Below are 14,130 nucleotides of genomic sequence, written 5' to 3'. Positions count from 1 at the left end.
CGTGAAAATAGAATGAAGAGCAAATAATATTGGCTATTTAATTTTTAAATATTCTAGAACACTATTTAAAAGATCTTCTTATAATGGCGTGACATTAAATAAAGAACCAATCCAGCTTGAAAAAGCCATTGCTAAAATTCCCCATAAGGTAATACGTAAACTGCCTTTAAGTTTAGATGTACCAGCAAAGTAACTTGAAAGTGCACCTAAAATCGCTAATGAAAGAATTCCTGTGGCTAGGACAGCAGGTATAATCCATTGATTCGGGCTGAGTAATATAGCCAGCATGGGGAAAAAAGCCCCAAAAGAAAATGATGCGGCAGATGATAATGCAGCTTGTACAGGATTGGCTGCGGTATTTTCATGAATGCCGATTTCATCCCGAGCATGTGCACCCAATGCATCATGAGTGGTTAGCTGCAAAGCAACTTCTTGAGCCAATTCTTTAGATAGGCCTCTAGAAATATAAATTTGAGTTAGCTCATCTAACTCTTTTTGAGGGTGCTTTGAGAGTTCTTTTGCTTCAATCGCTAAATCTGCTTTTTCAATATCTTCTTGAGATTTTACAGAAATATATTCTCCGGCAGCCATTGATGTAGCCCCAGAAATTAGTCCAGCAATGCATGTAATTAATAAAGTATGTGAGTTAGCTCCACTTGCAGCCATACCCATAATTAAACTAGTGACAGAAATAATTCCATCATTGGCTCCTAATACTGAAGCTCTTAACCAACCTGAACGGTGAATTGCATGATGCTCTGTATGATGTGGAAAAGCCATGTGTTTTGCCTTATAAATGTTTTATAGATGCTATGAAATTTTACAAATTATTGATCAAAAAATATGTCATCATTATAGGGAATTTAGGGATACTAAAGAATAGATCAATAATAAAAATGGAGACTAAACTATTTATATTAAATCATCCTTAACCTAACTTAACGATGTAACTCATTATTTTAAATTATGATATTTATTGATCATTCTAACAAATTACCCTTAATAACTCTAATTTACTGTAGAGGTGATAATGAGAAATAGCAAAACAATAAACTCTATAACGCATTCGATATTACTTATGGGAGTAGTCATTTCTTCAACGGTAGTAAGTGTGTGTTCTGTTTATGCACAAGACCCAGTTACCTCTGAATATAAACCTGGAAATCTCATTTATGATAAATGGGACAGATTCTATAAAATAGAGCAGTCTCAACCTCAAGAAGCAGAAAAAATATTAGTTGAGCTGAGTAAGCTGACCCCTACAGATATTAAAGTCTGGAAAAGCCTTACTTATTTACAAATTCGGCTCGAAAAAAGAGATGAGGCTTTACAAAGTTTAAGACAAGCAAGAGCTTTAGCTCCTCAAGACGACACTTTAAAATTACAAGAAGCATATTTGCTGAATCAACAAAAAAAAAATCGTGATGCACTGGTTTTATTTAAAGAACTAACTTCATCTTCAGATCCAGCAATTGCTGCGAAGGCAACTCAAGCGGTTAAAAATTTAAGTGGAGGTGAGGTTAAGCCATATTTTGGGGATATCTATTTTGCACCCTCTTATGAGTCACGTTATGACGATGTTATTTTTCCTTTAAAAGTTCGGTACGGTAAAAACATCGACAATGGTCGTACTCAAGTCTACGGTTTTCTTAATTTAAACCGTGATACTAAATCTCAAGGTGGAGTACGACCTGAAATTATTGATGAAAATGCAGTTACTCTTGGGGTAGGTGCAAATTATCAACCATGGACTTCTATTCCTGTTCGAGCTTATGTCGAAGTTGGCGGAAGTTATGACTTGATTGATCGAAATCGAAAAAAATTTCGTGAAAGTGTAGTTGGAGGGGTAACAGGTTATCAAGAGTGGTATTCCCAATCTAACTGTAATCATACACTTTGTTTAGATAATTACTTTACTGACCTCTATGGCAATGTCGCGACTTATTCAAGAGAAGACTATAACGTTATTGGAGATTTGCGCTTACGCACAGGTTTAAACTTATATAAAGGAGATAATGGAACTGTGCAGGCTTATGTGAAATTGCATGGCTTAGCAGACAGTAAAAATGAGTATTACAATAATTTATTTGAATATGGGCCAGGTATTTCATGGCAACCTTTTAATTATCAACCGATAAAACTTCGTGTTGAACGTTTATATGGCAACTATTTTAAAGACGTGCCTGTTAATACAAAAGATCATTACAACAATACTCGTGTAGAACTTGTTTTTTATAAGGACTTCTAATAATGAAAAAAAAATTATTTCAATTGTATTTGGTACTCGTCCAGAGCTAATAAAGCTAGCTCCGGTAATTTTATTAGCAAAACAAGACTCGCGATTTCAGGTTGAAGTTATTTTCACGGGCCAGCATGATGAATTAGTGCGAGATGCTATAGATTTCTTTGGGGTTGAAATTGACCACCGACTTAAAATTATGAATGCAGGGCAAAGCTTAAATCAGCTATTAATTCATGGTTTGGCTCAACTAGAGCATGTTTACACCGATGGTCAAAAAAGAGATGCGATAGTCATTCAGGGTGATACTACCACTGTATTAGCTGCTGGATTAGTCGCATTTTCAATGAAAATCCCTGTTGCCCATGTAGAGGCAGGTTTACGTTCTTATGATTTAGATCATCCTTTCCCTGAGGAAGGTAACCGTCAGTTAGTTTCACGTATTACTAAATGGCATTTTGCTCCGACTGAACAATCAAAAAGAAATCTACTTAATGAGCAAATCAAGCCTTCGTTAATTACAGTGACAGGCAATACGGTAGTCGATGCTGTATATTTAGGCAGAAAATTAATTTCTGAAAAAGCTGGTTTAAAAAATCAGCTCGAACCTTACGGAATTGAGTTAAAACAAAACGATAAAGTCGTACTTATTACCGCTCACCGCCGTGAAAATTTTGGTGAGGGAATTCAAAATATTTGTAATGCAGTTGAATATTTAGCTAATCATCATCCTGATTTACATTTTATTTGGCCTGTGCATTTAAACCCAGCTGTACATGATGTAGTGCATGATAAGTTTAAAAATCATGCTCAAATTCACTTGGTTAAACCACTTGATTATCCAAGTTTATTAGCCGTCATAAACCGTTCTATCTTCATTTTAACGGACTCTGGTGGTTTACAAGAGGAAAGCCCTTCGTTTAATAAGCCTGTATTAATTTTACGAGACACTACTGAACGACCTGAAGTAGTAGAGGTGGGCGCAGGAGTACTTGTTGGAACAAATCAGCAAAAAATTATTGATGAGGCTGAAAAACTTTTAACAGATTCGCAGCATTACCAAAAAATGGCAAATGTTGAAAATCCGTTTGGTGATGGGTGTGCTGCCCAGCGAATATTAGATGAAATTGCCAGAACTTCTGAATAAAAAGTATTTATTTTGAATTTTCTGATTCACTTATGGTGGCAGGAATGCTGCCATAAGTCAGGCGATACCATAAACCGACGATATAAACCGACCAGCGTCCCATATAGTGGGGACCATCAAAAATATAAATTGTTTTGCCTTCATACGCTTTAATCTGAGAAATAATTTCCCAAGGATAGGCTGCTCGAAATTGTCCATTTTTTTTGGTACGAAATGCTTCTAGCACAATAACAGTTTTATCTTTTCCAAGACTTTGTTCAAGTTGGTCTAAAATACGTCTGGCTTGTTGAGGGGTTCTTACACCGACACCTACACCATCTTGGAAAAAGACACCAGCTTGGCTAGGTAGCCAACTTTTAACCCATAAATTATAATTTTCAGGTTCTCTTTCACCACTATAAATGCTCACCCAAATAGGTGCTGGCAGTTTTTCTAGAACATGACCTAGTGTGCTTACCCTTAACCAAGTTGGATCAGCTTCAACTGGAAAATAGTAACCTTTTAAAGATGCATCATTTTGTTCTTGAATAATTTGTGCAGATTTTTCTCCTAAAGCAACAACATTTGCACGTGCTGCTGGTTCATTATATTCACCAGCTAAACCTAATATGAGATTTTTAGCCCAAGGTTGTTGCTTAATTTTCTGTATATCAATGGCTTTTTCCCATTGTGGGAGGTTGGAGTTTGTCCACCACGATTTAGATTCAACGACTGACCATTGGGGAACAAAAGTGTTAACTCCTAAATAATGCCAGTTTCCTTTTGGAGGAGTGGTATTGTTATCTGGTTGCCAAAAAATTCCTTCGATCACTGGGGGGTGTCCATGATTTTTGAACAACCCCGCATAAGCCACTACACTACATATAATTAAAATAATAAAAGCAGTTATTTTAATTGGTATCTGTTTTCTCATTATTACGTCGTAACCAATACCACAAGAAGATCACTATTATCATAATTGCAGAGATAATCACAACCAGTAAAAAGAATGAAGACTGCTGAACTAATGGAGCTTTTTGATTACCTACAATTAATTTTTGGAGAACATAGATATTGCCGTTTTCTGAAACCAACATTTTGGTCACATTATTTGGAATTTTATGTTGAATGGTTCCCCATAGATGCATGAAGGTTTGTGCACCTTTTTCAGAGTCAGTAATGACATCAAAGCGGTTATTGTTATAACTCACAATAAAACCGTTTGCTGCTGCTGGCGCATAAATAATGTTTTGATGCATTGAGACTTGTTGTTGATAAATCTGTTTATTCACAATCACATTAACTGCTTGTGGAGCATTTGGAGAAAAACGTACTAAATTCAGTGGCATTGGAGCATCAGTAAGTAGCATTTTTTTAGCGACTTGCCCTAATGTGATCGCAATATTTAATGCACCAGATTGATCATCAATTGCAATCGTTGGTTTGGTTGCTAATGTCATGGAAAGGGCTGCCACCCCGTTTTTAAGTTTGTGTGGAAGCTTGACAGTCGATTTGGCTGTATCGACCCAAAGTGAACCATGAGCAGTGGGCAGACATTGAGAGTTGGCAATGACCGAGTTTTCAAGCTTCAAGCTAAAGTTGGTTGTATTAGAAATAGATTTCGCGAAAATGTTGAATTGTCGATTAACTGGGTCAGAGGCAAGATCTGCCGTTTTCATACTACCTGCAAGACCACCATCGAGCCATGCCGTAATGTTTGAACCCTGTAATAGGCCGCTTTGAATACGAAGGGCAATTTGTCCTTGTAGGATGTCAGTAGGCTGCCATACTGCTGGAAAATCGAGAAACAAGTTTTTTTCAGCGTGATTTAAGCGGAAATCTTCAATACCTAAGTCTGCAAGCGTATCAATTTTCTTGAATTGAGCCCAAGCAGGTGCTGAAATTGTAGTTGGGAAAATTGCACTGCCTGTATCAAGCTGCTGTACATAAGCTGGATTAATTAATCCATTAATAGCAGCAGTAAGTTCTTGTGGCGTGTGATAAGTGATAGAGAGGGTAGGAGCACCATCTGTCGGTTTTGAAATTTGTACAAAGGCTCCATTTTTAAGTGGAGGTGTCGATTTTATTATTTCAATAACAAACTTGGTTTCAGGGTTTAAATTGGTTTGTCCAGAATCGATCCATTCAATAGGAGTGACAGAGCTCCAAGAAGTTGCTAGTCGGGCAAGCATAGAGGCTTCGGTAATCTCCTTGCGGTTATATTTTAAGATACCGACAAAAGGAGTAGGTCTTTTCGCTTGGGGGTTAAACAAAGCATCAGGTAAATCTTTTAAGCGATAAACATTTCGAAGAGATGTAAAGTCGAGTTGAGAATTACTTAAATATGTCAAATGATCTATATCTTCTGTACAGAATGTATCTTTGGCTTGATTTAAAGAGGTTGGTTTAGAATATTGCTGAATAATAAAATCTAAACGATGGAAACCAGTCTTGCTGGCTGGAATATCAAATTTAAATTGTCCACTCCCATTTAAGGTGGTGTTATAGATGAGCTTATCGTCATATTTTACGAGTAATGTTGTGTCACTTTCAGTGGAATAGTCACTGGAAAATTGAATGTTCTGCCACTCTGCACCTTTTCCAATATAGAAAAAGTGAGGCTCAACGGTATATTTAGTTGATGTACTAATATCGTCTAAAGTCCATGTAGTGGTATGGGCTGGCACAGCTAACATAAGGCAACTGCTAGCAAGGAGTGCTTGTATGAGTGGATAAAGTTTGAAAGTCTTTTTCATTTATTTTTTCTCCTTGCTACGTTCTGTTTTGTACCACTGAAGTGAATTACCTTGTATTTTATTTTTTAGCATGTCGAATGCGGCTTTAAATACAATAAATAAGAATATTTGTGAATAACTTACATAAGATAAAACTGAGTAAAAATAGAGCTCTGGTTTAACCTTTTCTAGAGAAAGCGTAAACCACATTTGTGCTACATATAGGCAAAATGAAAGGCCCCACAAGAGCGTAAATGGCCCTGGAACTGAAATACCTGCAATATCAAGTAAACCAAGCGTTAACGTAATATGACTCCAGAACAGAGCTGGTACGAAAAGGATATAGCACATGATGTTATTCAGAATTTCAATTCCGATAGGGAATGGTGTTCTGAGCGCTACTGGTAAATATTTACGTGTCACATAAAAATTACCTTGAGTCCAACGTGAACGCTGTTTAACGAATACGCTTAACGAAGGTGGATCTTGCTGCCAACCAATTGCATAAGGAACCCATTTAATTCGTTTTTGTCCGATAAAAATTCGGAAACTCATTTCTGTGTCATCCACTAGCGACTTTTCGTCAAAACCGCCTAAGGTTTCTAAGGCATCGCGCCAGATGACGTAGTTAGTGCCCATCAATGTTGATAACTCAAAACGTTGCCAACGTCCACCTTGAAAGATCCATTGGAAAAAGATGAACTCAATCGCAATAAAGCGCGTCAAAATACTATCTTGCCAGTTACGGGTTCTTACTTTGCCATTTACAGCGACTAGTTTTTTATCTGCAAGTAGTGTTTGTGCGAGTAATCGAACGCAATCGGGTTCAGGAGTACTATCGGCATCATAAACAACAATTAACTCACCTTTAGCATGAGGAAGCCCGTTATTGAGGGTTCTTGATTTCCCTTTGCCCCCCATACCTTTTGGAACATTAACAATTTTTATGCATGGATAAATTTTTGCGAGGCTTTCTGCGATTTCAAGCGTGTTATCTTTAGATCCATCATTAATCAGTAGAACTTCATAAGCTTCGGCTGGATAATCTTGTTGAGCAATTGCATGTAAAGTATCTTCAATCACTACGCCTTCGTTATAGGCGGGAATTAAAACGCTTAAGACCGGCCATCTCTCGGGGATAGGTAGATTTTGTAGTTCTTTTTCAGCTGTTTTTGAATATTTCCACGCTTGATAGCTTAGCCACGCCCAAAATGCTTGTGGAATCCAAATACCTAAAAAGCCAAATAAAAACAGAATATCAATTGGAGCCATTTGTACGGACCCTCCTAATAATAGAAGAGATGAGTAGCAATAATAGAATTAATCCTACTACTAAGGAGATCCATGAAATATAACTACCAAATGTACCGAGAAGATCTGGATAAGTTGTTGTTAAAATCAGATCTAGAGGAACAACGACTACACTTAAACCAATAAATATATAACCGATAAGATTTGTACTGACATGTTCAGGTGTACTTACATAATTAATATTATTAAATTTCCACGAAATACCGAGTTGCGGATAACGAATATTGGAAAGAGGCAAGTCGGCTGGAGGGTTAATGATAATTTCGTAACCTGAAACATGGCCGTTAAAGTTCTTGGCCGAATAAAATAAATGTTTACCTTGTTTAATTTCTCTGGATGGTATCGGTAAATTTTCTGAATTTAATGGAATAATATAACTACCCGCTGGCTGTGAAATTAAATTTTCATCCCATCCTGTACTCACAAACGCAGCCATTGGCCGTAAACCAATTGCTGTTGAAAATGTTGCCTTCGCAGCAAAATACTGAGGTTGTTCAGTTTTAAATAGTACTATAGGAATAGCACCTTGGCTTACTGCTTCTTTTAACAAGAAATAGTGGGGGAAACCAAAAACCTCATCTGGCAATATAATGCCGGGTCGAACTCCATTATGAATAAACTTTTGAAAACTTTCAGAACTGATCTGGTCAAGAGTAAATACAGGCCACCACGTATCTTGATAAGGGAAGAACATCGAAAGATCTTCTGGAGTTTGTACTTCAGTTTTTATTTGTTCAGCTTTAATTTCACAATGATAATATTGCCGATAAAACTGTTGTAAAGTGGCGTCAGGATATTGGCTCGATGCGATCACAATTCCACAAATATTAAGAAGAGTAGACATTAGTTCATCTCCTCAGGTGGAATAACAATAACTTTATATTCAACCTCAAGACGCAGTGTCATAATTTCTCTTAACTTTTTAATAAAGTCAGGCTCTTCGTCAGTTTTTTGCTGACGAATGACAATGCTGTATATGTTCTCTAAATCATCATCAGCAAATTGGAAAACAATTTCATTCGGTTGATGTTGGCTCAAAATCGTAATCATTTCATTTTGAGTGGTTTTCCAAACATCATCTCCTAGCATTTCTTTGATTAGACTACGATTAAGAATTCTAATCACGAAGACTTCATAATCTTGCACATGATGATGATCAAGCAATCTAAAAAAACTATGTTGAAAATATTTTAAAGCGCTTAATGGAAAAATATCCCGACGATAATTTCGGTCATAGCTTTGAATATCGCGATATTTCTGAACGTTAGTTTCAATATTATGGCGTACGGCACTTAAAAAAACTGGAATAAGAGGAATAATAAAAAGTAAAAGAAGCTGACGTTCAATATGCGTTTGTGCTCCAAGGTCAAGGAGAAAATAAACAGATACGCCAATAAAAGCGAGTAAACCCACAATTAGTGATAAACCAACTTCTAAAAAAGCACCAGAAACTAAAAGAATTAGAATAAAAATCCAGCTTCCTCTAAAGCTTACAGGCAGCCACTCGTATGCAATCATTCCCATAAATAGATGAGCTGCAATAATCCATAAGACGAGTGTTCTACCTGGGTTCTTTTGTTGCATATGGTTTATGCTACCTTTTTTGTAATGTTAATTTTTTTATACTTTTATAATGAAAGGTCGTGATTTTGGAAGTTGTTGTTGTTTATGTCCTTTTTAAGTATCTATACTGTTTATTTGTAGTTGAAAGTCCCTTTATAGTCAAATCCCGTTATTATTTTTTAATCAAAAGTAAACATATAAGACGTAATTGTTAACTAAATACGCTTGAATGTTTCAATTGCTTTTAGGCGCGTTTCTTTTAAATCTACAATCGGTTTTGGATAATTCAACTGAAGAGACTTATTGGCTGAATAAGGGTCATGAATAGATTTGTTGTCTAGATGAGCTAATTCTTTTACCCATGTGCGAATATAATCACCATTCGGATCAAATTTTTGCGATTGGCTAATCGGGTTAAAGATTCGGAAATAGGGTACAGCATCTGTTCCAGTTGAAGCACACCATTGCCATCCACCATTGTTTGCAGCTAGGTCTCCATCAATTAAATGTTGCATAAACCATTGCTCACCAATACGCCAATCGATCAGTAAGTTTTTACATAAGAACATAGCAGTAATCATACGTACTCGATTATGCATCCAGCCGGTTTGTAAAAGCTGGCGCATTCCGGCATCAACAATAGGAATACCCGTTTGACCAGTTTGCCATGCAGTTAAGTGCTCTGGGTTATGATTCCATTGAATTTTTTGAGTGTCCTTTTTAAATGGAATATGTTTAGACACATATGGAAAGTCAAATAAAATATGTTGATAAAACTCTCGCCAAATAAGTTCATCTAACCATGTTTGCTGACCTTCATTGGTTAAATGAAAGTTACCATGTTGACTGCGGAATAATGCTTGTAAACACTGGCGTATAGATAAGATTCCAATATTTAAATAAGGCGAAAGTTTACTTGTACCTGTTATGTGGGGAAAATCTCGATCGACTTTATAGTGAGATACCGAGTCTTCAATAAAATGATCTAGTTGTTCTAATCCATATGACTCGCCAACAGGCCATAAATCTTGCTGTTCTGTTGTAATGGATGAACAGAATAGCTTTTCAATTTCAGCTAAGTTTGTATTTTCCACTTCTAGTAAATCGGTTGGAACTTTAGTTTGTTTATTGGGTAAAGGATAACATTGAGGTAAACCACTAGTATCTAGTTTTGAGTAGCACACTTTTTTAAAGGCACTAAAAACTTGATAAGGTTGTTCTGATTTATTGCGAATTGAACGTAGAGGAAAAATCGTGCGATCATGAAATAAAAAAAGTTCTTTACTGTCTTTATTCAAAATATCTTGTACAGTTTTATCTCTTTTTAGTTCATTTACTCCTACCTCAATATTGGCATAAACATTTTCAATATTATATTTCTTACTAAAGTCAGAAATAGATTTGGCAATATCTTTCCAATAAGGGATGACCTGAATAACCAGAGGGATGTGAAGAGCTGCCAATTCTTCTTGAAGTTTTTTGAGTTGTCTTAAATAAAAACTAATTTTTATTGGAGCATCGTCGTGCTGTTTCCACTGGTCTGGCGATAAGATGACTAATGCAATTGAATTACCTTGTTGGCAAGCATGCCATAAAGCTGCATGATCGCGCACTCGTAAATCTTGTCGGAACCAAATCAATTGATAAGCATTTGACATGCATAGTCCAATAATAAATTAACTCACTGAATATTATATAAAATAAATGCATAAAAAAAGCAAAGCCGAAGCTTTGCTTTTTATCATCTTGTTAAAGATGAATTAGTGGTGGTGACCACCAGCACCGTGTACATGACCGTGATCAAGCTCTTCAGCAGATGCTTCACGGATTTCTACGATTTCAACTTCAAAAGTTAAGTCTTGGCCAGCAAGTGGGAAGTTAGCATCAACAACAACGTTGTCGCCTTCAACCGCTTTAACTGTAACGATTTGAACGCCGTCATCAGTTTGAGCTTGGAATTGCATACCAGGTTGAATATTATCAACACCTTGGAACATTTGAGCTGGAACTTCTTGTACTAGGTCTGGGTTGTATTCGCCATAACCTTCAGCAGCTGGTACGTTTACAGTGAATTTATCACCAACAGTTTTACCAGTTAATGCATTTTCTAAACCAGGAATGATATTGCCTGCACCGTGCAAATAGGCAAGTGGTTCACCTTGAGATTGATCAAGTGTTTCACCCTCAGCGTTTGTTAATTTATAGTGGAATGAAACCACGTGGTTATTTGCAATTGCAGTCATGTTTTTGATCCATTCAATCAATTAAAGCGTACATCATAAAGTGAAAAATAAATTTTGTAGACTACAAAATCTCAATCTTTAACACTTTTTCTAATGCGTTTTTACCTATATAGGGATGAACTCAAAAAATTCAACTCAATACAGCTTAATTTTTGGTCGTACTCGTCTTGTAAGTAAATCTTTCACTGTAAGTAGTCCAGCTTGAGTATATCCGTGAATTGTTGCTTGATGTAAACGGTATAAAGATACGTACATTGTTTTAGCAATATATCCTTGTACACTGACATCCCCAAGTAATTCTCCAACGGCTTTATTACGACTTAAAGACACAAGTGAACCTTTGTCATTAAAAGTGAACATTGGCTGCGAACGGCCATTCAGTCTGGCAGCCATAGCACCAACTAAAAAGCTTGCTTGTTGACTGGCAACTTGAGCGCGTGGTCCAAGAGGAGGGTTTCGTGCATCAAGTTGGCAGTGTGCACAATCACCAAAAGCGAATACATTTGGGTCAGAATAAGTTTGCAGCGTAGCATAGACCATTAAACGGTTAATGTTGTCACGTTCAAAATCGGTAAAACTTTCAAGAACTTTCGGTGCTTTTACGCCAGCTGCCCATACCGTAATATCACTTTTGAGTTCATTACCGTTACTGAAATAGATGCAATGTTTATCAATTTTTTCAACGCGATGTCGAGTTAAAATTTCGATACCCATTTTTTGGAGCTGTTTTGCACTATGCTCAGCTGTTTTCTCACTTAAAGCAGGTAAAATACGTTCGGAAGCTTCAATCAGTGTGATTTTGACTTGATTCGGATGGATTTTTTTCAAACCATATCGGTAAAAGTTTTTAGTGGTTTCTATAAGCTCGGCAGCAAGTTCTACACCCGTTGCACCTGCACCAACAATTCCAATATTGAGTGTACGTTGATCTGGTTGATTCTGTGCTTCAATGTACAAATGCAAAAGATCTTGTTGGAAAATATCTGCTTGATTTCTACTGTCTAGAAAATGACAGTTTTCACGTACACCCGTTGTGTTAAAGTCATTGGATACTGAACCAAGCGCTAAAATAAGCGTGTCATAACTGAGTTTTTGAACTTGAGTGTTCTGTTCTTTAGACACTTGAGGAGGGACTAAATCTATTATTTTTTTCTCTTTATCAATTGCAACAAGTGTTCCCAATATAAATTCGTAATAATGTTTTTCTGCATGCGCAAAATAATTGGTTTGTTCTTCGTGAGGGTTTAAGGAACCCGCCGCAATTTCATGAAGTAGAGGCTTCCAGATATGAGTCAAATTTTGGTCGACTAATGTAATTTTAGCTTTACCACTTTTCCCAAAAGTTTCACCGAGTTGTGTGGCAAGTTCCAAACCACCCGCACCACCACCGACAATAACAATATGATGTAAACTTTGGGCCATTTTTATCACCTAATTATTTTTCTATAAAAAAAGATGGCTAAATTATGCCATCTTTTATTTATAAAATTTATTGTGCCTCTGTGCACAATTTGATTTTTTTAGTGCGAATCTACAGGGTAGAGTTTTGCTACACTATGATTACTCGATGAAAAAATAGAGAACAAATTTGAGAACCACATCATGATTTTTTGGAAAATATTGGCTTCTTCAATATGCACATCATTTTCAATTTGCAGACTGCGAATCAGTTGATTGTTTTGATAAATTGAAACTGTTGCCAAGTTCATGGCTTTCATTAACGGTGCTGTTAATTTTTGCTCGTTTAATGCAATATTTACACGAGTTTGAGTCGTTTCTAGTGGAGCAATAGTTTTTAGTTGTTTATTGCTATCAAGAACTTGAATGCGTTGTGTTGCGTAATCAAACGTATTTAAATCAATTGCTGCTGGTTCGGCATATAAAGAAGTCGTGACAATAGTTGGCTGCTTAGTTTCAACCTTAAACATTTTTAAAGTTGATTTAATAACTGGTAGCTCAGCAATAAGTTTTTGCTGTGGAATAACCACTTCATCACGTGTATATGCATAAGCAAGATTCATTAACTTATCGGCAATTTCAGCACGCTTCACTGCACTTGCTGTACCTAAAACAATAACCAGTAAACGTCTTTGTGGTAGGTTCGGTGAAAACGAAGGACGTGAAGCTGTAAGCGCTAAGTTATAACCTGCTGCTTTGGTATAGCCAGTTTTTAAACCATCTACAGATGGATCATATTTCAAAGCAAAGTTAGTAGCATGATGAAAACGTTGATTGTAGCTAAAGCTTGGCATTTTTGAATAATGTAAATATTCAGGTGTTTGGTGAATTACTGCCTGACTTAATAAGCTTAAATCGTGTGCTGTCGTGTAATGATCAGGCATTGTAATACCGGCAGGGTTACTAAAATGCGTGTCTTTCATGCCTAAAGCTTGAGCTTCTTGGTTCATGCGTTGTACAAAATGAGGCACATCACCAGAAATTTTTTCTGCCAAAGTCACCGCAGCATCATTTGCTGACATTACAATTAAACCTGCCAAAAGCTGATCAACTGAAATTTGCTCACCTGCTTTAAGGTACATTTGTGATTCATCCCACTGAACCACGCTAACTACTGGTGTCGCAGTAATAACTTGATCTAGCTTTAATTTTCCAGCCTTAATCTCTTTTAATGCAATATAAGCAACCATCATTTTGGTTAAAGATGCTGGTGCACGTTGCACATGACTATTATGTTCAGCAATGACTTGACCAGATTGAGTATCTACTATTGTCCAAGCAGCGGCCTCGACGCTCTCAGGAGCAATATTAAGAAGGGCAGCATTGGTAAGAGTAGTACAGAAAATACTAAACAGTGTAAAAAGAGATAGGAAGAATTTCACTAGGTGACCTTGACGTTTACTGGCAAATACGGAACACAGATGCACAGCATGCTATGCCTTTTTTTTGTAGAAG

12 protein-coding genes are annotated in these 14,130 nt (G+C 36.6%); 2 read left to right on the top strand and 10 right to left on the bottom strand.

The features are described from left to right. Nucleotides 1-78 precede the first annotated feature (78 nt). On the bottom strand, nucleotides 79-780 hold the full coding sequence (locus tag MSG95_RS01595; protein WP_004700019.1) for a VIT1/CCC1 transporter family protein: 702 nt from the start codon (nucleotides 778-780) through the stop codon (nucleotides 79-81). Between the two features lie 250 nt (nucleotides 781-1,030). Between MSG95_RS01595 and MSG95_RS01590 the strand changes: the two genes are divergently transcribed. Continuing rightward, nucleotides 1,031-2,248: a tetratricopeptide repeat protein gene (locus MSG95_RS01590; protein WP_004700020.1), complete on the top strand. Its 1,218-nt coding sequence runs from the start codon at nucleotides 1,031-1,033 to the stop codon at nucleotides 2,246-2,248. Continuing rightward, a complete protein-coding gene (gene wecB, locus MSG95_RS01585; protein WP_420713557.1) occupies nucleotides 2,235-3,386 on the top strand; it encodes a non-hydrolyzing UDP-N-acetylglucosamine 2-epimerase in 1,152 nt (383 codons plus the stop codon). Before MSG95_RS01590 ends, wecB begins: the two co-directional genes overlap by 14 nt. A 7-nt stretch (nucleotides 3,387-3,393) precedes the next feature. On the opposite strand, the gene MSG95_RS01580 is transcribed toward wecB, so the two are convergent. The 9 genes from MSG95_RS01580 to MSG95_RS01540 all read right to left on the bottom strand — a co-directional run bounded on the left by MSG95_RS01580 (nucleotide 3,394) and on the right by MSG95_RS01540 (nucleotide 14,057). Next, nucleotides 3,394-4,299: a hypothetical protein gene (locus MSG95_RS01580; RefSeq protein WP_324624753.1), complete on the bottom strand. Its 906-nt coding sequence runs from the start codon at nucleotides 4,297-4,299 to the stop codon at nucleotides 3,394-3,396. Further along, nucleotides 4,277-6,121 carry a hypothetical protein gene (locus MSG95_RS01575; RefSeq protein WP_151819343.1) on the bottom strand — a complete coding sequence of 615 codons (1,845 nt, stop codon included), beginning with the start codon at nucleotides 6,119-6,121 and terminating at the stop codon, nucleotides 4,277-4,279. The genes MSG95_RS01580 and MSG95_RS01575 overlap by 23 nt, the downstream gene beginning before the upstream one ends. After that, entirely contained in the window at nucleotides 6,122-7,372 is a 1,251-nt protein-coding gene (locus tag MSG95_RS01570; protein WP_004700031.1) for a glycosyltransferase family 2 protein, read from the bottom strand. It lies immediately after the preceding gene. Beyond that, nucleotides 7,359-8,255, bottom strand: coding sequence for a hypothetical protein (locus tag MSG95_RS01565; RefSeq protein ID WP_004700034.1), 897 nt, complete (start codon nucleotides 8,253-8,255; stop codon nucleotides 7,359-7,361). The genes MSG95_RS01570 and MSG95_RS01565 overlap by 14 nt, the downstream gene beginning before the upstream one ends. Then, nucleotides 8,255-8,995 (bottom strand): hypothetical protein, encoded by a 741-nt coding sequence (locus tag MSG95_RS01560; protein ID WP_004700036.1) that lies wholly within the window; start codon nucleotides 8,993-8,995, stop codon nucleotides 8,255-8,257. The genes MSG95_RS01565 and MSG95_RS01560 overlap by 1 nt, the downstream gene beginning before the upstream one ends. Before the next feature lie 194 nt (nucleotides 8,996-9,189). Beyond that, the gene (locus MSG95_RS01555) at nucleotides 9,190-10,632 is read right to left on the bottom strand and encodes a cryptochrome/photolyase family protein (RefSeq protein ID WP_004700038.1); all 1,443 of its coding nucleotides are present in this window, start codon (nucleotides 10,630-10,632) and stop codon (nucleotides 9,190-9,192) included. Between the two features lie 102 nt (nucleotides 10,633-10,734). Continuing rightward, a complete protein-coding gene (locus MSG95_RS01550) occupies nucleotides 10,735-11,217 on the bottom strand; it encodes an FKBP-type peptidyl-prolyl cis-trans isomerase (RefSeq protein WP_004700040.1) in 483 nt (160 codons plus the stop codon). A gap of 135 nt (nucleotides 11,218-11,352) precedes the next feature. Beyond that, nucleotides 11,353-12,639: an NAD(P)/FAD-dependent oxidoreductase gene (locus tag MSG95_RS01545; protein WP_004700041.1), complete on the bottom strand. Its 1,287-nt coding sequence runs from the start codon at nucleotides 12,637-12,639 to the stop codon at nucleotides 11,353-11,355. A 98-nt stretch (nucleotides 12,640-12,737) separates the two neighbouring features. Then, a complete protein-coding gene (locus MSG95_RS01540; RefSeq protein WP_004700051.1) occupies nucleotides 12,738-14,057 on the bottom strand; it encodes a D-alanyl-D-alanine carboxypeptidase PBP6B in 1,320 nt (439 codons plus the stop codon). Nucleotides 14,058-14,130 lie beyond the last annotated feature (73 nt).

The sequence above is a fragment of the Acinetobacter sp. IK23 genome (assembly GCF_035615275.1).
Taxonomy (GTDB): domain Bacteria; phylum Pseudomonadota; class Gammaproteobacteria; order Pseudomonadales; family Moraxellaceae; genus Acinetobacter; species Acinetobacter seifertii.
Note: the sequence above shows the minus strand (reverse complement) of the source record. Positions and strands in the feature narration are given on the sequence as shown.